Consider the following 22,670-nt stretch of genomic DNA (forward strand, 5'->3'; position numbering starts at 1 on the left):
CGACGGCATGAGTTCAGAGCGGGGTGGCGAGCGCCCTGGCGTCCTCGGCGTCGCGCATCGCGCGGCGGGCGGCGTCGAGTGCGGCCACCGGGTCCTCGGCCTGGCGGGCCTGGGCCAGTTCGCGCTGCGCCGACAGCAGACGCGAGCGGGCATCGGCGCCGGCGTGGGCATGCGCGACGGATGCTTCGGCCTGCGCGATCGCGCCGCGTGCGGCAGCGAGCGTCCCGGGCAGTGCCGTGCGTGCCCCGCGCAGACGCTGCTGTGCCGTGCGCGCGTCTCCGAGGGCGAGGTCCAGGCGGCTCCGCAGGCGCGCGATGGATTCGACAGCGCGAGTCGGCCGGCGCGCGGCATCCGTCTCGGTCTTCGTCAGCTCGGCCTCGATCGCGCGGAGCTCCGTGCCGAGACGCTCGGCGTCGGCGGCCTCGAGGTGCTCGCGAGTGACCGATGCCTGGCGCAGCGCCGCTCGGGCGGCCGCGATCTCGTCGGGCACGGCCTGTGCGGCCTGGAAGATCAGGCGGTGGGTCTCTTCGAGGATGCGCGCGTCGACCTCGGCCTGGCGCAGCGATCGCTCGGCCGCAGCGAGGTCGGGCAGGGCGCTCAGCGACGGATCGGCGGGCCGCGCCGCCGCGGAATCGAGCAGACGCTCGGCCTCGGCTACCTCGGCCAGCGCCGAATGGGCCGCGCGCGAGGCATCCCGCCACTCCGTCTCGTCGAAGCGCGCCGAGAGCTCGGCGACGAGCGCCGCCGGGTCCCCCATCGACGCTCGCAGCTGCGCGCGCCGATTCCGAGCAGCCTCGACCTGCGTCGCGGCCGACACGTTCGCGCGCACCCAGGCCCCATGCTCGGCACGCGCCGCCGCGATCCGGGCCAGCGCCTCGGTCGCGGTGCGGTCGATGCGGTTCGCCACGCGGCGGATCTCGTCGGGCAGGACGCCCGGCATGCTGATGGCCCGGTACTCCTCGAACGCGGCGTCGCGCGCGTGCTGCGCGGTCAGGCGCGCTCGCCGCAGCGATGCCGGCGCGCCGCCGCCGTAGAGCGCGCCCGAAAGGCCCACCTCGAGTTCGAGCTCACCGACGGCGTCGTCCAGCCGCACGAGTGAAGCGCCCGCCTTCAGCCGCAGCTGTTCGGCGGCGGCGCGGGCACGGGGCGACCGCCGCGCTCGGCGCAGTGCCCACACGAGCACCGCGATGGCGAAGCCCGCGACGACGAACGCGATCAGGGGTGGCACGAGCCAGCCCAGGATCGTGGCCGCGAGCTCAGGCATCCGTCCCCTCCGCCGGCCTCTCGAACAGAAGCAGTGAGCGAAGCTGGGCGACATCGTCGACCACGGCCTGCGCGCCCTCGGACTCGTGCGGCCAGCTGAAGCCCCAGCGCACGAAGATCACCGGCACGCCCTGGACGGCGCCGCCCTCGACGTCGTGGTGGCGGTCGCCGACGAGCACGGGCCGGCTGGTGTCGACGCCGGCGGCCTGCAGACGCCGCAGCGACTCGGCCACGATGTCGGACTTGGCGGCGAGGGTCCGCTCGTCGGCCGTGGCGCCGACGATCGCGGTGAGCGAGGTCGACAGCTCGAAGTGGTCCATGAGGGCGACGACCTGCACCTCGGGCTTGGAGCTCGCGGTCGCCTGTGGGATGTCGGCTGCCGCGACATCGCGGATCAACTCGCCCATGCCGGGGAACAGTTTGGCGCCGGCCGAGTACCCCTCGGACTTGTTGAGGCCGCGGTAGAACGTGACGGCCTCGGAGGCCTGCTCCGGCGTCATGCCGACGTTGACCTGGAAGGACTCGTACATCGGCGGACCGATCCAGTGCACGAGCTCGGCACGAGTCGGCGGGGCCTTGCCGAAATGCTCGAGCGCGATCGTCAGGCGCCGAAGGATGCCCTCTGACGCATCCACGATCGTGCCGTCGACATCCCACAGCACACAGGTCCAGGGAGATCGGCTCGGCATGCGCTCCAGCCTATTCGGGCCGGACTTGAGGTTGAGAAACCATACGTAGGTTCAGAAGGCATGCGCGGGGCGGTTTCTCGACCTGTTTGTGGTTTCTCAACCAGAGGGTGCCCGTTCGCGGCTGGGCGGGCAAGACGCGCCGCGTCAGAAGAGGCGGGGCGCGCCGGACTCGACGCCCTTCATGCCCTCGTAGTCGAGGGTGACGCAGCGGATGCCGCGGTCCGAGGCGAGCACCTTGGCCTGGGGCTTGATCTCCTGGGCAGCGAACACGCCGGTGACGGGGGCGAGGTGCGGGTCGCGGCCGAGCAGCTCGAGGTAGCGGGTGAGCTGCTCGACGCCGTCGATATCGCCGCGCCGCTTGACCTCGACGGCGATCGTGCCGCCCGCGGGGTCCCGCAGCAGTAGATCGACGGGGCCGATTGCGGTGGGATACTCGCGGCGCACCAGCGTGAGCCCGTCGCCGATGACATCCACCTGCTCGGCGAGCAGCCGCTGCAGGTCTGCCTCGACGCCGTCTTTCTGCAGCCCGGGGTCCAGCCCGAGCTCGTGCGACGAATCGTGCAGCACCTCGTAGATGCGCACGAGCAGGGCATCGCCGGACTTGGCATGCGTGACCCGCCAGTGCTCGAGCACGCCCGCGGCGGCGGATTCGGCATCCGGGATCTCGACGTCCAGCCGGCACGGCGGGCTCATCCAGTTCAGCGGCTTGTACGAGCCGCCGTCCGAGTGCACCAGCAGGCTGCCGTCGCCCTTGTGCACCAGCAGCCTGGTCGCCAGGGGCAGGTGGGCGTTGAGCCGGCCGGTGTAGTCCACCGAGCAGCGGGCGATGACGAGACGCACCCGACGAGCCTACGGCGTGAGCGAGGACCGTGGCGCGAGCGGATGCCGCAGCCCCGGGCTGCTCGCCAGGATCCGCGCGCCCTACCCGAGGCGGTCGATCATCTCGAACAGCCCGAGCTCGGTCGCCGCGCCCCGGGCGATGAGGAAGCCGACGATGCCGATGATCCACGCCGTGTTCTCGCGGCCCGTCCGTTCCATCCAGGCCGCGAGTCTGGCCAGCGGACGCTCCACGAGCGGGGCGGCGACGATGCGCAGCACGAGCAGCACGATCGCGGGCAGGATCATCACGGCGCAGTAGGCCGCGAGGGCGCCGAAGCGCAGCGGCATCGCGAGGGGCGCTTCGGCCAGCATCCCCATCGCCACGAGGTACGGCAGCATCGTGGCGACCTCGACGAGTCCCGCGGCGACCGCGACCGCCATGACCGCGCCCCGCGACGCCTTCGGTGAGAGCAGCCGGTCGCGCCAGCGTGTGATGCGCGACGGCGCCGGATCGACGGATTCCGGCGTGGCCGGTGCCGGAGGCGGCGTGATCGGGGGCGAGCCGGCCAGGGACGTCGTCGCCCACGACGGCGCGAAGCTCGCGGCTTGGGCGTCCGATGCCTGAGTGCCCGAGGCAGATGCCGCGGCCGCAGCATCCGCCCTCTTCTTGGATCCCGTGCCCATGAGGATCCCGGTCAGCAGCAGCGCGGCGCCCGCCACCAGGCGCGTGACCTGCCCGGCCGGCGACGACAGGAACCCCTGCGCGACATCGACGAGATTCACCAGGCCCAGGGTGAACAGCACGCCCACGGCGAGGTAGAACGCCGCGATCGTGACGAGGTACAGCATGACGCGACCGGCGCGCACGCGGCCCGGCGCGAGCAGCAGGAACACCGGGATCAGCAGCGTGCCGATGCTGAGGCCGTCCAGCAGCGCGAGGACGACGAGCGTGAGGGCGAGCGGGGCGTCGGCGATCAAGTCCATGATCCGAGCCTCACGCGGGCGCGGCGCGCGCACATCGGCAAGAGGACGGAGGCGCCACCGCGCCGCCTCGTTCCTTCGACGGATGCCGTCGCCCCGCCGGAGTGGTTGCATGAACTCGTGGAAACCAGCCCCGGCGCGTTCGCCGCCGCCCGGACGTGGGTGCGTGCGCATCGCGGTCCGGCCGACGCGCTCGCGTACGCGGCGCTCTCGGTGGTCGCCGCCGCCGTCGGACTGGTCGGCTTGTGGTCCATGTTCTCGCTGCTGCCCGAGCCGGTGTCGCCGTGGTGGTCCCTGATCCTCGCGCTGCCGGCCTCGGCGCTCGCTCTGGTGCGGGCGCGGGCGCCCTTCGTCGCGCTGGCGGTCGGGGTGGCGCTGTGCATCGTGGACGTGCTGACGGTCGGCGGCATCACCACCTTCATCGTCGTGCTCGACCTGGTGTACGCGGCGACGCGCGTGTCGACGCCGGCGCGGCGGCGCCGCATCCTCGTGGGAGTCGGCGTCGCCACGGCGCTCGTCACGGCGGCGGCGCTCGCCGTGTCACGCGACCTGCAGGTGACCGTGGTGGTCGGACTGCAGATCGGGGCGCTCCTCGGCACGGCCTACTGGTACGCGACCGCGGTCGCCCAGGCGCACGAACTGGTCGAACTGCATCGCCAGCGCGCCCTCGACGCCGAGCGCCTCGCCGAGCGCGACCGCGCCGAGGCCGTGCGGCGCGAGCGGGAGGACATGGCACGCGAACTCCACGACCTCGTCGCGGGGCATGTCTCAGCCATGGCGATCCGGGCCGAGGCGGCGCTCTCGGCGCCCGGTTCGGCCGACGGGTCCGGCTCGGGGGCCCCGGCCGACACGGACCGCGCCGCGCTGCGCGCCGTGCGCGATTCGAGCCTCGAGGCGCACCGCGCGCTGCGATCCATGATCGCGGTGCTGCGCAGCGGTGCCGATGCCCTGTCCGCGCCGCTGCGCCGCGACGCGCTGCCGGCGCTCGTCGAAGACGCCCGGCGCCACGGGCTCACCGTGACCCTGGACGACGCGATCGCCGGCGACGTGCCGGCCCCGGTGGATCAGGCGCTCGCCCGCATCGTGCAGGAGTCGCTCGCCAACTGCCTGCGCCACGCCGCGGGCGCCGACGTCCAGGTGACTCTCGACGCGGACGATTCCGACGTGCGCGTGCGCGTCGACTCGCGCGGCGGCGCACCACTCGAACGGCCCGCTCTGGTCGGGAGCGGCTGGGGTCTCGAGCTGCTCGCCGAACGGGCGCGAGCGCTCGGCGGACGTCTGCAGGCCGGGCCCGTGCCCGGCGGCTGGTCGGTGCAGGCCGAGATCCCACGGGAGGTGCCGGCATGACCGGATCAGTGCGGGTGCTTCTCGCCGATGACCACGCCGCGATCCGCGAGGGTCTGCGGATCATGCTCGAGTCGCATGGCCTCGAGGTCGTCGGCGAAGCGGCCGATGGAGCGGTGGCGATCCGCAACGCGGCGGCGCTGCATCCGGATGTCGTCCTGATGGATCTGCGGATGCCGGGGATCGACGGCATCGCCGCGACCCGCGAGATCGTCGCGAGCGGCTCGGCCGAGGTGCTCGTGCTCACGAGCTTCGACGAGGACGAGCTGGTCGACGGTGCGCTGCGGGCGGGCGCCGCCGGGTTCCTGTTGAAGACGACGGATGCTGCGACCCTCGTCGACGCCGTGCGACGCGTCGCCGCGGGTGAGGGCGTGCTCGATCCGGGTGTCACCCGGCGGGCTCTCGCACTCATCGCGAGAGGCGACCGGCCCGCGCCCGGCGCGGCGACGCACGGACTCGATCAGCTGACGGAGCGGGAGCGCGAGGTGCTCGAGGGAATGCGGGCGGGGCGGTCCAACGGCGAGCTCGCCGCCGACCTCGGCATCTCGGTCGCGACCGTCAAGACGCACGTGTCGAGCGTGCTCGCCAAGCTCGGCGCCCGCAGCCGCTCCCACGCCGTCGCGCTCGCCGCGGGCGACGCCTGACCGGGGCGGCTCAGCGGGCCGGGCCGTACGCTGAGGGCATGCGTGAGTTCGCCCGGGGCGTGGGTCTGCTGGCCCGCGGATTCGGCTACTGGCGGCAGCGGCCAGGAGTCATGGCGCTGGGCATGCTTCCCGCCGCGATCGTCGCCGCGCTGCTGCTGTCGGGGCTGATCGCGCTGGGCATCCTCCTCCCCGGCATCACCGAGGCGGTCACGCCCTTCGCCGACTCCTGGCCGGGGCTGTGGGCCACCGTCATCCGGGTCGCCGTCGGAACGGCGGTGTTCGGCTCGGCGCTCGTCCTCGTCGCGATCTCGTTCACGGCGCTCACGCTCCTGATCGGCGAGCCGTTCTACGAGCGCATCTGGAAGGCGGTCGAGGCCGACCTCGGCGGGGCCGAGCTCGACGCGGACTACGGCTTCTGGCGCTCCGTCGGCGACACGATCTCGCTCATCGCTCGCGGCGTCGCCGTCGCACTGCTCTCCGCTCTGCTCGGCCTCATCCCCGTGGTCGGCGGGGTGCTCGGCACGGTGTGCGGCGTGCTGCTGACCGGCTGGCTGATCGCGGACGAGCTCAGCGCGCGGGCGCTCACCGCCCGCGGCATGACCCGTACCGCTCGACGGGCGCTGATGCGCCGACATCGGGGACGGATGCTGGGGTTCGGCGTTGCGACGCAGCTCTGCTTCCTGGTGCCGCTGGGTGCGGTGGTCACGATGCCCGCCGCGGTGGCCGGAGCCACACTGCTCGCCCGTTCCGCCCTCGACCCCTCCCCGTCGATCGAGCAGGCGAGGAACAGCCCGTAGCGAGGCCGAGGCGGATCAGTGGTGGGCCTGGCCCGCGCCGACGGTCGAGCCGGCGATCGGCTTGGCCGCCGGAGAGGCGAGACCGGATGCCACGGCGAGCGCGACCAGGATGTACAAGGTGTTCAGCAGCCCGATCTGCTCGCTGATGAAGCCGAGGATCGGCGGACCGCACAGGAACGAGATGTACCCGATCGTCGCCGCGGCGCTCACGCGCGCGGCGGCCTTGGCCGGGTCGTCGGCGGCGGCCGACATGCCGAGGGGGAAGCCGAGCGACACGCCCGCGCCCCACAGTGCCGCTCCGACGAACACGAGCGGGATGCTCGGCGCGAGGATGAACAGCAGCAGGCCGCCCGCGGCGAGCACCGACAGCACGCGCAGCGTGTTCACGCGACCGAAGCGGTCGACGAGCGGCCCTCCGAACACCCGCACCACCGTCATCGAGACCGAGAAGACGGTCAGCCCGAGTGCACCGATGGCGGGTGTCGCGCCGTGCCCCTCGACCATGCCGAGCGCGAGCCAGTCGTTCGCGCCTCCTTCGGCGAACGCCATGCCGAGCATGATCACGCCCAGCGCGTACGTGCGCGGCTCGCGCCAGGCAGACAGCGAGGTGTGAAGACGCTCGCGCCAGTGCGGCTTGTCGGCCGCAGCATCCGTGTCTCCGGTGATCTCTCGCGCCGGCACGTTGGCATACGTCGCGAAGGCGATCCCGACGATCACGGCGGCCATGACGACGGTGTGCACGAGCACGTTGATGTGCCACCCGGCGGCTGCGGCCCCGATGCCGGCGCCGATCACCGTGCCGAAGCTGAAGAACCCGTGGAACAGCGGCAGGATCGTCTTGCTAGACTGCTTCTCGATCGCCGCGCCCTCGACGTTCATCATCACATCGACCGCGCCGTTGCCGAGTCCGAACAGCACGAGTCCGGCGATCACCGCGACGAACGAGTGCAGCACGTCGGTGCCGATGCCGATGATGGCGACGCCGGCCGCGAAGACCAGCATGGCCGCGAGCATTCCTCTTCGCGCACCGAAGCGGGCGAGCACGATGTTCGACAGCGACAGACCGACGATCGAGGCGATGCCGGCGCCGAGCAGCATCAGCCCGATCTGGATGTTGTCGACGTCGAGTGTGACCTTGATGGCCGGAACCCGGGACGCCCACGTGGCGATGCTCAGGCCGCTCGCCAGGAAGATGGCGAAGACGGCGGTGCGCCAGCGGACGTACTGCGAGCGGGTCAGGACGAGTTCCATCCGGACAGCGTACCGAATCGATTCGACACCGGGCGTCCGGCACGGGTTACGATCGATTCGTCATGAGCACGCGCCGCGCCACGATCTCGGATGTCGCCCGCGAGGCAGGGGTCTCGCCGTCGACGGCATCCGTGGTGTTCAGCGGCAAGACGCCTGTGTCGGACGCGACCCGTCGTCGCGTGCTCGATGCAGCCGCGGCGCTCGGCTACACCGGACCTGACCCGCGTGCGGCATCGCTGCGCCGCGGACGCTCCGGAATCGTCGGCGTCGTCTTCGAGGAGCACCTGCGCACGGCGTTCCTCGATCCGGTCAAGACGCTCATGATGGACGGCCTCGCCGACGCCGTCGCCCCTCTCGGCGCGGGCCTGCTGCTGCTGCGCGACCAGGAGCCCACCGGTTCAGGCCCCTCGCTGACCACGGCTCCGCTCGATGCGGCCGTGCTCATCGGCTGCAGCGGCCTGCTGCGCGAGTCCCTCGACGCGGTGCGGGCGCGCGGCATCCCCGTGGTCGTCATCGAGGGCGATGCCGGCGACGACGTCCCTCGGATCGGGCTCGACAACCGCGAGGCCCAGCGTCAGGCGGCCAGTCATCTGCGCACGCTCGGCCATCGCGACGTCGCCATCGTCGCGCTCCCCGCCCGTGCGGGGTGGGAACGAGGCTGGCTCGGTGACGGCACCGCCATCACGATCGACGTCACGCGCGAGCGCCTCGCGGGGGCTCTGGACGTGTTCCCGGATGCCCCGGCCTACGCCGCGGCGGGCAGCTTCATCGACGAGGGCCTGCTGGCCGGCCGCGAGCTCTTCGCCGACCCGGCGCGTCGGCCGACAGCGGTCATCGCTCAGTCCGACCTGCTGGCCGCGGGTGTGATCCGTGCCGCCGAGGAGGCCGGGCTCCGCGTGCCCGAAGACGTCAGCGTGACCGGGTTCGATGGGATCGTCGTCGACGGTCTGGCCCCGTACGAGCTGACCACCCTGGTGCAGCCGGCAACCGAGAAGGGTCGCGCCGCGGGGGCCGCGGTCGCCGCCATGATCGACGGCGGCGTGGCCGCGTCGATCAGCTTCACGTGCACCTTCCACGAGGGCAACACCACAGGTCCCGCCCCAGCTCCCTGAACGCGATGCGCGCGGGCTACTCCGGCGGAACGATCGCCGTGACGAGGTCCTCGACCAGCGCGTCGACGCCCCTCGCATCGTTGGGCAGCAGCCCCGGCAGGGTGAGGTGCTCGAGGATCAGGCCGCTCATGGCGAGGTAGAGCAGCAGCGCCGTGCGCCGATCCCCCGGGAAGCCGCCTTCGACGTGCCCGGCCGAGATGGCGTCGAGGTTCGCGGCGTACCGGTCCGCGATGGCGTCGGCGAGGTCGGGGCGCCGCACGGCCTCGAGCCGGAGCTCGTAGAGCGCGAGGAAGCCGGCACGGTCGTCGCGGGCCCGCCCGAGCAGCTCCTTCATGAGCTGCACCTCCCGGGCTCGGGTCGGAGCCTCGGTTTCGGGAACAGGGTCGGGCGTGAGGCGCTCGAAGACGAAGCGTCCGAGCTCGCGGAGCAGCTCCTCGCGATTGGCGAAGTAGTTCGACGTCGTCCCCTGCGGGACGCCGGCCGCGTCGTCGACGGCGCGGAAGGTCAGGCCCCGGGCGCCCTGGCCCGCCAGGACGTCGATGCCTGCGTCGAGCAGTTGGCGGCGGCGTTGCGGATTGGCGACCATTCCCCCAGTGTCGCACACAACCACTCCACTTGCAGTACTCCACATGTAGTGGTTACGCTTTCGGAGGTGCGACCGCCCGGGTCGCCAGGAAGGAGCCACCATGCGTGAGCTGACGTACTACATCGGCATGACCCTCGACGGATTCATCGCGGGGCCGCACGACGAGGTCGACTTCTACCCGCTCGCGGACGACCACAGCGCGCATATGAACGACGCGTACCCCGAGGTGCTGCCGACGCACGTGCGCCGGGCGGTGGGCCTCGACGACGTGCCCAACCGCGGGTTCGACACCATCGTCATGGGCCGCCGAACCTACGACCCCGCACTCGAGATCGGCATCACGAGCCCGTACGCGCACCTGCGGCAGATCGTGGTCAGCCGATCGCTGGAGGCTTCGCCCGATCCGGCGGTCGAGCTCGTCCGTGACGACCCGCGCGGTCGCATCCGCGAGCTCAAGGCCGAGGACGGACTGGGGATCTACCTCGCCGGCGGCGGACGGTTGGCGGGCGAGCTCCTGCCCGAGATCGACCGCCTCATCGTCAAGAAGTACCCCGTGGTCGCGGGCAGCGGCATCCCGGCGTTCGCGGCCGACTTCGCCCCGGTGCAGTTCGCCCTCGACGAAGCGCTGACCTTCAGCAACGGGTGCGCGGTGCTGCGGTATCACCGCCGATGAGGCCCGAGCCCCTGGGTCAGGACCGCTGCGGGCCCAGGGGCAGCCCGGCGTCGCCGAAGTCGGCGATCGTGTATCGGCCGCACGAGACGTGCCGGGCATCCTCGACGGACGCGCCACCGGGCAGATCGAAAGCGGGCGACTGATCATCCAGCACGAGGAACGACACCTCGCCGACGGTGAAGTCGTCGCGGTTGACCAGCCACGCATAGCCGCGCAACTGGTGGTCGACCTGGACCAGCGACCGCGGATCGGCGAGGTGCGCCTTGGGCAGCCGCACCGTCCAGAACTGGCCGCCGCCCGTGCGTCCGGACTGCTCGACCCAGTCGACGACGCACTCGAGGTCGGCGTCAGGCGCGCTCGCGGCGGCAGCGATCCGGGGGACGCCCACCGCACCGGCGAGGACGATGAGCACGACGGCGCCCGCGCCGGCGATGCCGGCCATGAGCGCACGGCGAGGGCTCGTGAGCGGGCTCGCAGCCGCTCCTGCGCGGACCGCCGACAAGCCAGGCAGCACCAACAGACCGAGCAGCGGCGCGAAGGCCGCGGGCTGCAGGTATCGCGCGGCATTCGTGCCGAGCACGATCGCGCCGGCCACCACGAGCAGCGGGATCACCCACCCGCAGGCGGCCACGACCGTGGCGCCCACGTCACCTCGGCGGGCGAGCACCACCGTCGCGGCGAGGCACCAGGACCACAGCGCGAGAAGGACGATGACGGATGCCGCGCCCCACGGCACGCTCCACCGCTCGGTGAGCAGGGCGCCGTAGTAGCCGAGCGAGTCGGCCCACCGCGACGGATCGGCGTAGCCCGCTCCGGTGTTCGCGATGAGCGGGGCCAGCGGCATCCGTCCTACGAAACCGACCGCCGTGCCGGCGATGAGTGCGCCGGCCAGCCACAGCGTCGGCCCGCGGCGCCTCAACGCCCACGCCACCGCGAGGACCAGACCCAGAGGGACGGTCCCCCACGCCGCGAACAGCGGATTCGTGAGGACGGATGCCGCTGCCACAACACCGAGCCCAGCGACCGACCCCCACAACCAGGCGCCGGGTCCGTCGGAGACTCCCGCTCGGGGGTCAGTTGCCGCGGCATCCGCCGGGGAGTTCCCGCGCGAACTGCCCCCCGAGCTGAGGAGCTCTTCTGTTCGGGGGTCAATAGCCGCGGCATCCGCCGGGGAGTTCCCGCGCGAACTGCCCCCCGAGCTGAGGAGCTCTTCTGTTCGGGGGTCAATAGCCGCGGCATCCGCCGGGGAATTCTCGCGCGAACTGCCCCCCGAGCCGAAGCCGCGCTGTCGTCGGTCCAGCGCCCGCCGCGCGATGCCGACGGCCAATACGACACCGATCGTCGTGGCGCTGTAGTAGGTGGTGAGCGTCAGCAGGGAGGCGAGCTCGAGTGCATCGCGCGACGGTGACGTGTCGCTGATCGCGAGCAGCCCGAACGCCGCGAGGGCCAGCAGTGCACCGGCGATGGGGGCGCGCGCACGCGCGGCGGACCCGGCGGCGACGCGAAGAGCACCGTAGAACGCGACGAGGTTGACGACGCCGGCGAGAGCGAGCGTGCCGTTGACGCCCAGGCCCAGGAGCGTCAGGAGCCCGAGCGTTGCGGCCTCGGGAAGGAAGAGGACCGTCGACATCGCCCAGTCCTGTGGTTGCCCCGTCGCAAGGGACCGGATCACAAGGGTGGTCACGAGCGAGTCGCCGTCGCGGAACATCAGCTCCGAGCGGGCGGATGCCGCCACCACGGCGACGACCCCGATCGAGATCGCGACGGCCGCGGCAAGGCCCAGCGACTCGCCGGCCCACGGGGGCATCGCGCCGCCTGGCCGGTCTCGAGCCCGTCGAACGCCCACCGCCTCACTCTGCCACGCCGCCGGAGGCACCGGCTTGCGCGGGTAGACTGGGTCCGACACCCCGATCGCCCGAGCCGCGCGCGTGAAGCCCCCGGCCGACGACCACGAGGAGGCCCGGATGCTCCTCGTGCTCGGCGCGTTCGCGGTCGTTCCACTCCTGTTGCCGTGGCTCGTCGCGCACATCGGCGCCCGCGCGTTCTACATCGCCGCCGTCCTCCCGATCGCGGGCTTCGTCCAGGCAGCCGTGTTCACGCCGCGTGTGATGGCGGGAGACATTCCGTTCGAGTCATACGCCTGGATCCCGCCCCTCGGTATCGACCTCTCGATGCGGATGGACACGCTGTCGTGGCTCATGACGCTGGTCGTCACCGGCGTCGGGGCACTCGTGATGATCTACTGCCGCTGGTACTTCCGCGGCAAGACCGAGAACCTGGGCCAGTTCGCGGCCGTGCTCCTCGCCTTCGCCGGCGCGATGTACGGGCTCGTGCTCACCGACGACCTCGTCGTGCTGGTGATGTTCTGGGAAGTCACGAGCGTGCTGTCGTACCTGCTCATCGGCTACTACAACAAGCGCGCGGCCAGTCGCCGCGCCGCCCTGCAGGCGCTGCTGGTGACGACCCTCGGCGGGCTCGTGATGCTCATCGGCGTCGTTCTGCTCGTCGTCGACGCCGGCACTTCCAGCATCTCGACGATCCTCGCCGAGGCGCCGACCGGGCCGATCGTGGACGCATCGCTGGTCCTCATCCTCGTCGGCGCGCTGAGCAAGTCGGCGATCTTCCCGTTCCACTTCTGGCTTCCCGGCGCGATGGCCGCACCCACGCCGGTCAGCGCATACCTGCACGCGGCGGCGATGGTGAAGGCCGGCATCTACCTCATCGCACGTCTTGCGCCGATCTTCGCGATCGCCCCGACGTGGCGCCCGATCGTGGTGGGGCTCGGCGTCTTCACCATGCTGCTGGGCGGATTCCAGGCGCTGCGCGAGACCGACCTCAAGCGTGTGCTCGCGTTCGGCACGGTCAGCCAGCTCGGGATGCTGACCGTCGTGCTCGGGTACGGCACCGCCGATGTCGCACTCGCCGGCCTCGCGCTGCTGCTCAGTCACGCGCTGTTCAAATCGGCGCTGTTCCTCGTCGTCGGCGTCATCGACCGCCAGCTCTCCACGCGCGACCTCACCGAACTGTCCGGTGTCGGTCGGCAGGCACCCGTCATGGCGACGTTCTCGATCATCGCCGTCGCCTCGATGGTGGGCATCATCCCCACGATCGGCTTCGTCGCCAAAGAGGGCGTGCTGGCGGCGCTGCTGCACGAAGCGGCCGGGGGTGCGGTCTGGGGCATCGTCGCCCTGGCCGGCATCGCCCTGGGCTCGGTGCTGACCGCGGCCTACGGCATCCGTTTCGTCTGGGGCGCCTTCTGGACGAAGCACGATTCTTCCGGCGACCGTATGCCCGAAACGGAATGGCCTGATCCGCCGATCGGGTTCCTCGCCGCGCCGGTGGTGCTCTCGGGGCTCACGGTGGTCGCCGGCTTCTTCGCGCCGTGGCTCGACAAGGTCTTCGCGCCGTACGCCGAGCAGGCGCCGCTTTCCACTCCCGGCGTGGCCGCGCCGGAGCATCCCGCCCACCTCGCACTGTGGCACGGGCTCGAACCGGCGCTGTGGATCTCGCTCGCGACGATCCTGGCCGGGGCTGCCGTGTTCTGGGCGAGCCGCGCGTGGCGCCCGGCCAAGCGGCTGCTGCCCTTCACCGCGGCCGACGTCTACAACGCCGCTCTGCGCGGTGTCGCACGCCTCTCGGTCGTGACGACGAGCTTCACGCAGCGCGGCTCGCTGCCGGTGTACGTCGGCACGATCTTCGTCGTCTTCGTGGCGGCCGAGGCCACGGCGCTGCTCGCGAGCCAGGAGCTTCGCGCACAGCTCGACGCGTTCCAGACGCCGATGCAGCTCGTGGTCGCGCCCATCATGATCGCCGCCGGGCTCGTCGCGATCCGCGCCCGGAAGCGCTACACCGGCGTGGTCCTGGTCTCGGTGACGGGTCTCGGCATGGTGCTGCTGTTCGCCACGAGCGGGGCACCCGACCTCGCCGTCACCCAGATCCTCGTCGAGACCGTGACACTCGTGGCGTTCGCGCTCGTGCTGCGCCGCATCCCGTCACGCCTCGGCGAGCACAACGCGTCGGTGTGGCCCGTGGCGCGCGGCGTGCTCGCTGCGGCCGTCGGCGTCACGATGGCGCTCGTGGCGCTGGTGGCGACCTCAGCGCGCGTCGAGCAGCCGATCTCGGACGCATTCCCGCGGCTGGCCTACGAGATCGGGCACGGCCGGAACGTGGTCAACGTGGCACTGGTCGACCTGCGCGGCTGGGACACCATGGGCGAGCTGTCGGTGCTGATCCTCGCGGCCACGGGCGTGGCATCCCTCGTCTTCGTCACCCACCGCGCCGACACGCTCTCACGGTTCTCACCCCTCCCGTCGGGAGCCACCCGCAGCCGCCGGCCCCTCGTCGAGACCTCGGACGGACTGCAGCAGCGGGCGGACGAGCGAGGCAGCGGCCGCACCGCCTGGCTCGTGGGTGGGCAGCGCGTGCGGCCCGAGAATCGCTCGATCGTCCTCGAGGTGATCGTGCGGATCCTCTTCCACACGATCATCATCGTGTCGCTTTATCTGCTGTTCGCCGGCCACAACCTCCCCGGCGGCGGATTCGCGGGCGGACTGGTCGCGGGCATGGCCCTGGTCATGCGCTACGTCGCGGGAGGCCGGTTCGAGCTGGGCGCCGCCGCCCCCACCGACGCTGGGCGCCTGCTGGGCACGGGCATGACGATCGCCATCGCGTGCGCGATCGTGCCGCTCTTCTTCGGAGCGCCGCCGCTGACGAGCACGTTCTTCGAGGCCGAGTTGCCGGTGCTGGGCCACGTCGAGTTCGTCACGTCCACGTTCTTCGACGTCGGTGTATACCTCGTCGTGATCGGTCTCGTGCTCGATGTGCTGCGCAGCCTCGGCGCCGAGGTCGATCGTCAGGCGCACGAAGCGCGCGAGGGGCGGCCGGGCGAGGTGGGTGTCTCGTGAACGTCTCGCTCGTGCTCATCGTCGTGATGGCGGTGCTGTTCGCGTGCGGCGTGTACGCGATGCTCGAGCGCAGCCTCACACGGGTGCTGATCGGCTTCCTGCTGCTGGGCAACGCCACGAACCTGCTGCTGCTGATCGTGATGGGTCAGCCGGGCGTCGCGCCGTTCTTCGGCACCGCGGCATCCCCCGACGAGATGTCGGATCCGCTGCCGCAGGCTCTCACGCTCACCGCCATCGTCATCACGTTCGCCGTCTCGGCCTTCTTGCTGGCCCTCATCTACCGCTCGTGGCAGCTCGGTCAAGCCGACACCGTCGTGGATGACGAGGCCGACCGCGCCGTGCGCGAAGGCACCGCCGATGTCGACGAGGCCATGGACGACGAGACCGAGATCGAAGACACCGACGACGACGCGACCACCGACTTCGTCGGCACCGACACCGCGCCGATCCGCATCGTCGGAAGCCGCGACTTCGCCGGCCTCCGCGACGATGCGCCGGTCGATCGCGCGGCGCCGCCCCGTGACCGCGATGGACGGGACGGAGGTGACGGCTCGTGATCGAGTTCGCCCCCGCTCTGGTCCCGCTCCTGGTGACTCTGCCCCTCCTCGGCGCGGCGATCGCGCTGATCGCGGGCCGTCACCGGCGCACGCAGGTGGTGGTGTCGGTCATCACCCTCACGCTGGTCTGCGCGATCGCCGCCGTGCTGCTGTATGTCGTCGACGCGGGCGACGCGCCGATCGCGGTGTCGGTGGGCGGATGGCCCATCCCGTTCGGCATCGTGCTCTACGTCGACCGGCTCGCGGCGCTGCTCGTGGTGGTGTCGAGCATCGTGCTGCTCGCGGTCCTGCTGTTCTCGGTCGGTCAGGGCGCCGCCGACGGTGACGACGAGACGCCGGTCTCGATCTTCCACCCGTCGTACCTGATCCTCGGCGCCGGCATCTTCAACGCGTTCATCGCGGGCGACCTGTTCAACCTCTACGTCGGCTTCGAGATCCTGCTCGTGGCGTCGTACGTGCTGATCACACTCGGCTCGACGGAGTCGCGCATCCGCACCGGCGTCGTCTACATCGTGGTGTCGCTGGTCTCGTCGATCCTGTTCCTCGCGGCGATCGCGATGATCTACGGGGCGCTGGGCACCGTCAACATGGTGCAGATCGCCGAGCGCATGGGCGAGTTGCCGCAGGAGACGCAGCTGGTGCTGCATCTCATGCTGCTGCTGGCCTTCAGCATCAAGGCCGCCGTGTTCCCGCTGTCGTTCTGGCTGCCCGACTCGTACCCGACCGCGCCGGCGCCGGTGACGGCAGTGTTCGCGGGACTGCTGACCAAGGTCGGCGTGTACGCGATCATCCGCACCGAGACGCAGCTGTTCCTCGACAACGACGTCAACCAGCTGCTGCTGTGGGTGGCGCTGGCGACGATGATCGTCGGGGTGCTGGGCGCCGTCGCGCAGGCCGAGCTCAAGCGCATCCTGTCGTTCACGCTCGTCAGCCACATCGGCTACATGATCTTCGGGCTCGCGATCGCGACGCCGGCGGCGATCGGGGCCACGATCTACTACATGGTCCACCACATCGTGGTGCAGACGACGCTGTTCCTCGCCGTCGGCCTCGTCGAGCGCCGCGCGGGCAGCACCTCGATCCTGCGCGTCAAGGGACTGATGAAAGCCGCGCCGGTGATCGCGGTGCTGTACTTCATCCCGGCCATCAACCTCGGCGGTCTGCCGCCGTTCTCGGGATTCATCGGCAAGTTCGCGCTCTTCGACGCGGCCGCGGCCGTGGGCACCCCGATCATGATCGTGCTGATGGTCGCCGGCATCCTCACGAGCCTGCTCACGCTGTACGCGCTGATGCGCGCGTGGAACCTGTCGTTCTGGCGCGAAGAGGACGACTCGGCCGAGACCGAGGCCCGCATCGAATACCTCGGCGACGCCCCGGCCGCCCGTACCCAGACCGAGCGTCGCGTGATCCCGAAGATCATGACGGCCTCCACCACCGGCATGGTCGCGATCACTCTGGCCCTCACGATCTTCGCGGGCCCGCTGTACGACATCTGCACGCGGATCGGCGAAGCGCTGCTGCAGCCGGTGACGCTGACCCAGCTCGAGGAGGACGTGCGATGACCGCCGACGTGTCCGCTTCGCGCGCCCGCCGTGCGCTGGTCGCCCTCTGGCGTCAGCTGCCGTTCTTCGTGTGGCTGATCGCCCTGTGGATGCTGCTGTGGGGCCAGTTCACGTGGCTCGCCTTCCTCACCGGCCTGGTGGCCGCGATCTTCGTGACCCGCATCTTCCGGCTGCCCCCGGTCGAGCTGTCGGGACGCGTGAACCTGTGGTGGGGCATGCTGTTCGTGCTCGAGTTCCTGGTCGCGCTGGTACGCGGATCGCTCACCGTGGCGTGGCAGGTGCTCGACCCGCGCCGCCAGCCCGGGGCCGCCATCATCGCGGTGCCGCTCGTGACCGACGACGACCTGATCATGACGCACACCGCCGTGACGGCATCCCTCATTCCCGGTTCGCTCCTCGTCGAGGCCGACCGTGACCGGCGCGTGCTCTACCTGCACGTCATCGGCGTCCGCGACGACAACGACCTCGAGCATCAGCGGGCCAGCGTCCGGCACTGGGAGGCGCGCATCGTGCGGGCGGTCGGCTCGCCGGCGCAGCTGCAGGCGATGAAGACGGATGCCGCCGCCCGCCGCGACCGCGTGGCCCGAGGGGGTGCGGCGTGAACCTGCTGCTGCTCGTGATCTACGTGGTCTTCGCCGTCGCGGCGCTGCTCACGCTGTGGCGGATCGTCATCGGACCGTCGATCCTCGACCGGGCCGTGGCATCCGATGTCCTGCTCACCGAGGTGATGTGCGTGCTGGGCGCCGAGATGGCGATCAACCAGCACACCAAGACCCTCCCCGTGCTGCTGATCATCGCGGCGGTGGGCGTGTTCGGCTCGATCTCGATCGCCCGGTTCGTGGCGAGAAGGGACAACGTCGACCGATGACTCTCGAACAAGGCCTCGATCTCGCCGCGCTCATCCTGATCCTGATCGGTGCGCTGCTGTGTCTCACGGCGGCGATCGGCCTGCTGCGCTTCCGCGACGTGCCGACCCGCCTGCACGCCGCCACCAAGCCCCAGGTGCTGGGACTCATCCTCATCTGCCTGGCGATCGCGCTGTCGCTGCGGTCGTGGCCGGTCGTCGCGTTCCTCCTGCCTGTGGTGCTCATACAGCTCGCGACCGCTCCGCTGTCGGCGCACATGGTCGGGCGCCAGGCCTACCGCAACGGCACGATCGACGAGAACGGGCTGTACGTCGACGAGCTCGCCGAATCGAAGCGCACGCCGCCCGCCGCGGGCGGCTGATTCCGCCGTTCCGGGCGTGAGGCGCGGACGAGCCGCGGTGATGCATGATGGATCCACATCAGCGACGGGGCCGCCATGACGACGCATCACCAGACGCCGGATGAGCTGTCCGAATTCGCGGAGCTCCTGCGGCACGAGGAGGAGTTCCCCGTCGGCCGTGAGCCGGTCGATCCGGAGCGCCGCCGGCGTCGGCGCCGGCGTGGCCTGCTCATCACGGCGATCGTGCTCGCGGTCATCCTGGCCGCATCCGGCGGGTACGTCGGCTGGGCACTGTCGGCACCGCTGAGCGCACCGGTGCTGTCGTCGCAGACGCCCGCGGCGCCGATTCCCTTCGCGGCCACCATCGCCGTCCCGATCGAAGGCATCTCGGCGGTCAGCGTGGCCGGGGCGGATGAGTATCTCGGCGCCGACGCGAGCGGGGTGTGGATGAGCAGCGGCACGGACGAGACCCGTGCGATCGCCAGCATCAGCAAGCTGATCACCGCCTTGGTCGTGCTCGACGCCAGACCTCTCGCGCCGGGCGAGCCAGGCCCCACCATCACCTTCGACAAGGCAGACCACGACCTCTACGACGAGTACTACGTGCTGGGCGCGACGATCGCCGCGATGCCCACCGGAAGCTCGATGTCGCAGTACGACGCCCTCGCGACGATGCTCGTCCCATCGGCCAGCAACTACGCCGAGGCCGTGGCGAGCTGGGCGTTCGGCTCGCAGGGCGCGTTCCTCAGCGCCGCGCGCGCGTGGCTCAACGCCCACGGCCTCACGTCCACCACGATCGTCGAGCCCACCGGCATCAGCGCCCGCAACACCAGCACGCTCGGCGACCTTCTCGCGCTCGGCAAGCTCGCGGCGGCGCACCCCGTCCTCGCGCAGATCCTCGGATCGCCGTCCGTCTCGGTGCCGGGGCTCGGTGTCATGTCGAACACCAACACCCTCCTCGGCACCGAGGGTGTCACCGGACTGAAGACCGGCAACCTCGGCGAGGGCACCTACAGCCTGCTGTACACCTCATCGCTCGACGTGGGTCTGGCCGAACCGCTGAGCGTGACCGGCGTGGTGCTCGGCGGCTCGACGCGTCAGTCGGTCAACGTCAGCGTCGCGGCGCTGCTGAGCAGCATCCGTCAGGGATTCCGGACGGTGCCCCTCGCCGAGCCGGGGCAGGTCGTCGGAACCTACTCCACTCCGTGGGGGTCCAGTGCGCGTCTGGTCGTGAGCGATCACGCGTCGGTCTTCACGTGGTCCGACACTCCCATCACGGTCACCATGGACACCACGGCACCGGCCGCCTACGAAGACGGTCAGGTGGCCGGAACTCTCACCTGGTCCGCGGGACCGGATGCTGCGGCATCCGATCTCGAAATCGAGGGCAGCATCAAGCCGCCCACGGCATGGTGGCGACTGACACACCCCGCCGAGCTGGGAGCACCCGAATGAACGCCCGCGACGCGACCACCCGCCGCATCGACCTCACCATGCACCGACCGTGGTTCGCGCTGTACGGCGGAGTCAAGCCGACACTCGTGATCGGCGGGCGCGGTCAGCCCGTGCAATGGGGGCTCGGAACGTGGCAGGTCCCGGCCGACGAGACGGTCGTGCTCGGCGTCTTCCTGTTCAACCGCATGTGGCGCTTCGGGCAGGCCGAGTTCGCGCTCGAGCCCGACCACGCGCCGGCGCTGGTGTACCGGGCGCCGGCATTGCCGTTCCTGCGCGGGCGGATCCGCCTGCTCGAATCCGCGCGGCACCGGGGCGACTGAATCGGACCGGGATTGTCGGGTGCGCGATCAGGCCGACGACGAGGCTTGACGAGAAAGGGGACACCGTGATCGCAGCTCTCAACCGACTCGTCGAGATCATCGAGCGCCAGCTCACCGATGAGATCGACTTCGCCGGCATCGCGAGCGGTCTCGGCACCACGGAGTACCACCTGCGCCGGATGTTCTCGTCGCTGGCAGGCATGCCGCTCTCGGAGTACGTGCGGCGACGCCGCATGGCTGTCGCGGCGGCCGATGTGCTCGGCGAGGAAGATCTGCTGACCATCGCCGTCCGATACGGCTACGGCTCGAACGAGGCGTTCAACCGCGCGTTCCGGACCGTGCACGGCGTCAGTCCCGGCGACGTGCGCCGACACGGCGGTCCCCTTCGCACACAACCGCAACTCAGGTTCCGCCTGACCGTCGAAGGGAACACCACCATGGACACTCGAATCGCCGACCGACCCGCGTTCGCGCTGGTCGGGCACGCCACCCGCGTGCCGCTCATCCACCAAGGAGTAAATCCACATATTCAGGAGCACATCGCGGGGCTGCCGGCATCCGCTCACGCTCGTCTCAAAGAGCTGAGCAGCACCGAGCCCGCCGGCCTGCTCCAGGTGAGCGCCGACGTCGACCCGGACTACACCGAGGGCAGCGAGCTGACCTACCTGCACGGCGTCGCCGTCGCCGAGGGCACGGACGTGCCCGACGACCTCGACAGGATCGACGTCCCGGCCGGGGCGTGGGCGGTCTTCCGCACCGAGGGCCCGTACCCCGAGGCGCTGCAGTCGACGTGGGCGGCCACCGCGGCGGACTGGTTCCCGTCCAACCCGTGGCGGCTGCGCCCTGGTCCGTCGATCGTCGCGGTCCTCGACCGCGCCGACGACTTCAGCACGGCGACCACCGAGCTGTGGCTGCCGGTGGAGCGGGCGTAATACAGGCGGGTGCTTGCAGCCGCGGATGCCTGCGGGTGTCAGGGGTGGCCCATACCCTCGAGGTGTGGCCACCCTTGACGACCTGCGGCGCGCCGCGTCGGGTCTGCCCGGCGCCGAGGAACGGGCGACGACCGGAGGCGCCGCCTGGTTCGTGCGGGGCAAGCTCTTCGCGTGGGAATGCCACCCGTGGCCCAGCATCCCCGAAGACATGCGCGAGATCATCGCGCGTGAGCTCGTCGTCGGTGTCAAGGTCGCCGACAGTGTGGACGCGCTCGCGCTCCGCGAGATGGCGCCGGACGTCTTTCTTCGTGCCACGACGCGCTGGGGCGAGCCGAAGGTCGCCTTCCGCATGGCCGGCATCGAGGACGACCATCTTGCCGAGCTGGTGACCGAGGCATGGCGCGTGCAAGCGCCGAAGTACCTGCGGCGCGAATGGGATGGGCGGGAGGGCTGAGGCTCTCTCGTGGGCGGGCGCTCAGGCGCTGCGTGCCGCCCGCGACGCCGCGCCGGCCCACTCGGCCGCGAGTTCGTCGAGCGACAGCCCGAGTGCGTCGCCGAGTGCGGCGACCACTCCGAACGCCGGACTCGGCAGCCGGCCGGTCTCGATCTTGCGCAGAGTCTCGGGCGAGATTCCGGCCTGAGCGGCCACGTCGGTCAGCGACCGGGAGCCACGCGCGAGCCGCAGCGCCTCGCCCAGCCGGCGCCCCGCGGCGAGCTGCTCCGGGGTGAGGGGTGCGCGAACCATCATGTCGGTGTTCCCTTCACGCTCATGACCGGTATTATTATACCGGTCATGATCTTCATCCATACTCCCGCCGAGATCGAGCAGATGCGCCCAGCGGGTGCCTTCGTGCGAGACACTCTAGCCACCTTGTCGAAGATGGTGGCCGTCGGCGTCAACCTTCTCGAGATCGAGGATGCCGCGCGCGCGGCGATCGCGGAGCGCGGCGCTGTCTCGTGCTACTGGAACTACGCGCCCTCCTTCGGCAATGGGCCGTTCCGTAACGTCATCTGCCTGTCGGTCAACGACGCCGCGCAGCACGGTCTGCCTCACGACTACCGGCTTCGCGACGGTGACGTGCTGAGCCTCGACCTGGCTGCCTCGGTGGACGGATGGGTTGCGGATGCCGCGGTCACGGTGATCGCCGGACGTGCCGACCCGGACGACGAGAGGCTGATCCGTTCGACTCAAGAGGCGCTCGCCGCGGGCATCGCGGCGGCCCAGCCGGGTAATCGCGTGGGCGATATCTCAGCGGCGATCGGCGCGGTGGCGGCGGAGTACGGCTATCCCGTCAACCACGAGTTCGGCGGCCACGGCGTCGGCCGCAGCATGCACGAGGACCTCTTCATCTGCAACGACGGCCGCCCCGGTCGTGGCTACCGCCTCCGGCCCGGGCTCGTCTTCGCCCTCGAGCCGTGGTGGGCCAAGACGACGGCGAGGATCCGGATGGATGCCGACGGCTGGACCGTGCGCTCGGCCGATGGCAGTCGCGCCGCACACACCGAGCACACGATCGCGCTGACCGCGGAGGGTCCGGTGGTGCTGACCGGGTAGGTGGTGGGGAGAACCCGGTC

24 protein-coding genes are annotated in these 22,670 nt (G+C 71.0%); 16 read left to right on the forward strand and 8 right to left on the reverse strand.

Going from position 1 to position 22,670, the window contains the following annotated elements:
* Nucleotides 1-13 precede the first annotated feature (13 nt).
* From HF576_RS13620 to HF576_RS13635, 4 genes are all read right to left on the reverse strand, one after another.
* A complete protein-coding gene (locus HF576_RS13620) occupies nt 14-1,264 on the reverse strand; it encodes a hypothetical protein (protein ID WP_168913344.1) in 1,251 nt (416 codons plus the stop codon).
* On the reverse strand, nt 1,257-1,952 hold the full coding sequence (locus tag HF576_RS13625; protein WP_168913345.1) for an HAD hydrolase-like protein: 696 nt from the start codon (nt 1,950-1,952) through the stop codon (nt 1,257-1,259). Before HF576_RS13625 ends, HF576_RS13620 begins: the two co-directional genes overlap by 8 nt.
* Before the next feature lie 144 nt (nt 1,953-2,096).
* Nucleotides 2,097-2,792: an endonuclease NucS gene (gene nucS / locus HF576_RS13630; RefSeq protein ID WP_168913346.1), complete on the reverse strand. Its 696-nt coding sequence runs from the start codon at nt 2,790-2,792 to the stop codon at nt 2,097-2,099.
* Between the two features lie 81 nt (nt 2,793-2,873).
* Complete coding sequence (locus tag HF576_RS13635) at nt 2,874-3,755, reverse strand: GAP family protein (protein WP_168913347.1); 882 nt, start codon at nt 3,753-3,755, stop codon at nt 2,874-2,876.
* A 117-nt stretch (nt 3,756-3,872) separates the two neighbouring features.
* Between HF576_RS13635 and HF576_RS20780 the strand changes: the two genes are divergently transcribed.
* Genes HF576_RS20780 through HF576_RS13650 form a run of 3 tightly spaced genes read left to right on the forward strand, consistent with a single transcriptional unit; the run spans nt 3,873 to nt 6,537 of the window.
* A complete protein-coding gene (locus HF576_RS20780; protein ID WP_168913348.1) occupies nt 3,873-5,099 on the forward strand; it encodes a histidine kinase in 1,227 nt (408 codons plus the stop codon).
* Nucleotides 5,096-5,740, forward strand: coding sequence for a response regulator (locus tag HF576_RS13645; protein WP_168913349.1), 645 nt, complete (start codon nt 5,096-5,098; stop codon nt 5,738-5,740). Before HF576_RS20780 ends, HF576_RS13645 begins: the two co-directional genes overlap by 4 nt.
* Before the next feature lie 38 nt (nt 5,741-5,778).
* Nucleotides 5,779-6,537 carry an EI24 domain-containing protein gene (locus tag HF576_RS13650; RefSeq protein ID WP_168913350.1) on the forward strand — a complete coding sequence of 253 codons (759 nt, stop codon included), beginning with the start codon at nt 5,779-5,781 and terminating at the stop codon, nt 6,535-6,537.
* Nucleotides 6,538-6,552: 15 nt separating this feature from the next.
* On the opposite strand, the gene HF576_RS13655 is transcribed toward HF576_RS13650, so the two are convergent.
* Nucleotides 6,553-7,788, reverse strand: a complete 1,236-nt coding sequence (locus tag HF576_RS13655) for an MFS transporter (protein WP_168913351.1) — start codon at nt 7,786-7,788, stop codon at nt 6,553-6,555.
* 62 nt (nt 7,789-7,850) lie between these two features.
* Here HF576_RS13655 and HF576_RS13660 point away from each other — a divergent pair, with 62 nt between their 5' ends.
* The gene (locus HF576_RS13660; protein WP_168913352.1) at nt 7,851-8,900 is read left to right on the forward strand and encodes a LacI family DNA-binding transcriptional regulator; all 1,050 of its coding nucleotides are present in this window, start codon (nt 7,851-7,853) and stop codon (nt 8,898-8,900) included.
* 16 nt (nt 8,901-8,916) lie between these two features.
* Here the strand turns inward: HF576_RS13660 and HF576_RS13665 are convergent, their stop codons facing one another.
* The gene (locus tag HF576_RS13665) at nt 8,917-9,486 is read right to left on the reverse strand and encodes a TetR/AcrR family transcriptional regulator (protein WP_168913353.1); all 570 of its coding nucleotides are present in this window, start codon (nt 9,484-9,486) and stop codon (nt 8,917-8,919) included.
* A gap of 100 nt (nt 9,487-9,586) precedes the next feature.
* Between HF576_RS13665 and HF576_RS13670 the strand changes: the two genes are divergently transcribed.
* Nucleotides 9,587-10,159: a dihydrofolate reductase family protein gene (locus HF576_RS13670; protein WP_168913354.1), complete on the forward strand. Its 573-nt coding sequence runs from the start codon at nt 9,587-9,589 to the stop codon at nt 10,157-10,159.
* A 16-nt stretch (nt 10,160-10,175) separates the two neighbouring features.
* Here the strand turns inward: HF576_RS13670 and HF576_RS20405 are convergent, their stop codons facing one another.
* Complete coding sequence (locus HF576_RS20405; protein ID WP_240948909.1) at nt 10,176-11,966, reverse strand: hypothetical protein; 1,791 nt, start codon at nt 11,964-11,966, stop codon at nt 10,176-10,178.
* 157 nt (nt 11,967-12,123) lie between these two features.
* On the opposite strand from HF576_RS20405, the gene HF576_RS13685 reads away from it, so the two are divergent.
* From HF576_RS13685 to HF576_RS13730, 10 genes are all read left to right on the forward strand, one after another.
* Nucleotides 12,124-15,063, forward strand: coding sequence for a Na+/H+ antiporter subunit A (locus tag HF576_RS13685; RefSeq protein ID WP_168913806.1), 2,940 nt, complete (start codon nt 12,124-12,126; stop codon nt 15,061-15,063).
* A complete protein-coding gene (locus tag HF576_RS13690; protein WP_168913355.1) occupies nt 15,060-15,620 on the forward strand; it encodes a Na(+)/H(+) antiporter subunit C in 561 nt (186 codons plus the stop codon). Before HF576_RS13685 ends, HF576_RS13690 begins: the two co-directional genes overlap by 4 nt.
* Entirely contained in the window at nt 15,617-17,182 is a 1,566-nt protein-coding gene (locus tag HF576_RS13695) for a Na+/H+ antiporter subunit D (protein ID WP_168913356.1), read from the forward strand. Before HF576_RS13690 ends, HF576_RS13695 begins: the two co-directional genes overlap by 4 nt.
* Entirely contained in the window at nt 17,179-17,784 is a 606-nt protein-coding gene (locus HF576_RS13700) for a Na+/H+ antiporter subunit E (protein ID WP_168913357.1), read from the forward strand. The genes HF576_RS13695 and HF576_RS13700 overlap by 4 nt, the downstream gene beginning before the upstream one ends.
* The gene (locus tag HF576_RS13705; protein WP_168913358.1) at nt 17,781-18,050 is read left to right on the forward strand and encodes a monovalent cation/H+ antiporter complex subunit F; all 270 of its coding nucleotides are present in this window, start codon (nt 17,781-17,783) and stop codon (nt 18,048-18,050) included. Before HF576_RS13700 ends, HF576_RS13705 begins: the two co-directional genes overlap by 4 nt.
* Nucleotides 18,047-18,409 carry a monovalent cation/H(+) antiporter subunit G gene (gene mnhG / locus HF576_RS13710; RefSeq protein WP_168913359.1) on the forward strand — a complete coding sequence of 121 codons (363 nt, stop codon included), beginning with the start codon at nt 18,047-18,049 and terminating at the stop codon, nt 18,407-18,409. Before HF576_RS13705 ends, mnhG begins: the two co-directional genes overlap by 4 nt.
* Before the next feature lie 75 nt (nt 18,410-18,484).
* Complete coding sequence (locus HF576_RS13715; RefSeq protein ID WP_168913360.1) at nt 18,485-19,843, forward strand: D-alanyl-D-alanine carboxypeptidase family protein; 1,359 nt, start codon at nt 18,485-18,487, stop codon at nt 19,841-19,843.
* The gene (locus HF576_RS13720; RefSeq protein ID WP_168913361.1) at nt 19,840-20,163 is read left to right on the forward strand and encodes a hypothetical protein; all 324 of its coding nucleotides are present in this window, start codon (nt 19,840-19,842) and stop codon (nt 20,161-20,163) included. Before HF576_RS13715 ends, HF576_RS13720 begins: the two co-directional genes overlap by 4 nt.
* A gap of 65 nt (nt 20,164-20,228) precedes the next feature.
* On the forward strand, nt 20,229-21,095 hold the full coding sequence (locus HF576_RS13725; RefSeq protein WP_168913362.1) for a GyrI-like domain-containing protein: 867 nt from the start codon (nt 20,229-20,231) through the stop codon (nt 21,093-21,095).
* A 64-nt stretch (nt 21,096-21,159) separates the two neighbouring features.
* Nucleotides 21,160-21,549 carry an MmcQ/YjbR family DNA-binding protein gene (locus HF576_RS13730; RefSeq protein WP_343234281.1) on the forward strand — a complete coding sequence of 130 codons (390 nt, stop codon included), beginning with the start codon at nt 21,160-21,162 and terminating at the stop codon, nt 21,547-21,549.
* 21 nt (nt 21,550-21,570) lie between these two features.
* On the opposite strand, the gene HF576_RS13735 is transcribed toward HF576_RS13730, so the two are convergent.
* On the reverse strand, nt 21,571-21,840 hold the full coding sequence (locus tag HF576_RS13735; RefSeq protein WP_168913807.1) for a helix-turn-helix domain-containing protein: 270 nt from the start codon (nt 21,838-21,840) through the stop codon (nt 21,571-21,573).
* Nucleotides 21,841-21,888: 48 nt separating this feature from the next.
* On the opposite strand from HF576_RS13735, the gene map reads away from it, so the two are divergent.
* Complete coding sequence (gene map, locus HF576_RS13740) at nt 21,889-22,650, forward strand: type I methionyl aminopeptidase (protein WP_168913364.1); 762 nt, start codon at nt 21,889-21,891, stop codon at nt 22,648-22,650.
* Nucleotides 22,651-22,670 lie beyond the last annotated feature (20 nt).

Origin of the sequence: Microbacterium salsuginis (assembly GCF_012524205.1) — a bacterium.
Classification (GTDB): Bacteria; Actinomycetota; Actinomycetes; order Actinomycetales; family Microbacteriaceae; genus Microbacterium; species Microbacterium salsuginis.

Bases quoted from the DNA above. Each gene is read 5' to 3' on its own strand.
- HF576_RS13620 (WP_168913344.1), bottom strand. From the start codon at position 1,264: ATGCCTGAGCTCGCGGCCACGATCCTGGGCTGGCTCGTGCCACCCCTG.
- HF576_RS13625 (WP_168913345.1), bottom strand. From the start codon at position 1,952: ATGCCGAGCCGATCTCCCTGGACCTGTGTGCTGTGGGATGTCGACGGC.
- HF576_RS13635 (WP_168913347.1), bottom strand. From the start codon at position 3,755: ATGGACTTGATCGCCGACGCCCCGCTCGCCCTCACGCTCGTCGTCCTC.
- HF576_RS13645 (WP_168913349.1), top strand. From the start codon at position 5,096: ATGACCGGATCAGTGCGGGTGCTTCTCGCCGATGACCACGCCGCGATC.
- HF576_RS13650 (WP_168913350.1), top strand. From the start codon at position 5,779: ATGCGTGAGTTCGCCCGGGGCGTGGGTCTGCTGGCCCGCGGATTCGGC.
- HF576_RS13655 (WP_168913351.1), bottom strand. From the start codon at position 7,788: ATGGAACTCGTCCTGACCCGCTCGCAGTACGTCCGCTGGCGCACCGCC.
- HF576_RS13660 (WP_168913352.1), top strand. From the start codon at position 7,851: ATGAGCACGCGCCGCGCCACGATCTCGGATGTCGCCCGCGAGGCAGGG.
- HF576_RS13665 (WP_168913353.1), bottom strand. From the start codon at position 9,486: ATGGTCGCCAATCCGCAACGCCGCCGCCAACTGCTCGACGCAGGCATC.
- HF576_RS13670 (WP_168913354.1), top strand. From the start codon at position 9,587: ATGCGTGAGCTGACGTACTACATCGGCATGACCCTCGACGGATTCATC.
- HF576_RS20405 (WP_240948909.1), bottom strand. From the start codon at position 11,966: ATGCCCCCGTGGGCCGGCGAGTCGCTGGGCCTTGCCGCGGCCGTCGCG.
- HF576_RS13685 (WP_168913806.1), top strand. From the start codon at position 12,124: ATGCTCCTCGTGCTCGGCGCGTTCGCGGTCGTTCCACTCCTGTTGCCG.
- HF576_RS13700 (WP_168913357.1), top strand. From the start codon at position 17,179: ATGACCGCCGACGTGTCCGCTTCGCGCGCCCGCCGTGCGCTGGTCGCC.
- mnhG (WP_168913359.1), top strand. From the start codon at position 18,047: ATGACTCTCGAACAAGGCCTCGATCTCGCCGCGCTCATCCTGATCCTG.
- HF576_RS13715 (WP_168913360.1), top strand. From the start codon at position 18,485: ATGACGACGCATCACCAGACGCCGGATGAGCTGTCCGAATTCGCGGAG.
- HF576_RS13720 (WP_168913361.1), top strand. From the start codon at position 19,840: ATGAACGCCCGCGACGCGACCACCCGCCGCATCGACCTCACCATGCAC.
- HF576_RS13735 (WP_168913807.1), bottom strand. From the start codon at position 21,840: ATGGTTCGCGCACCCCTCACCCCGGAGCAGCTCGCCGCGGGGCGCCGG.
- map (WP_168913364.1), top strand. From the start codon at position 21,889: ATGATCTTCATCCATACTCCCGCCGAGATCGAGCAGATGCGCCCAGCG.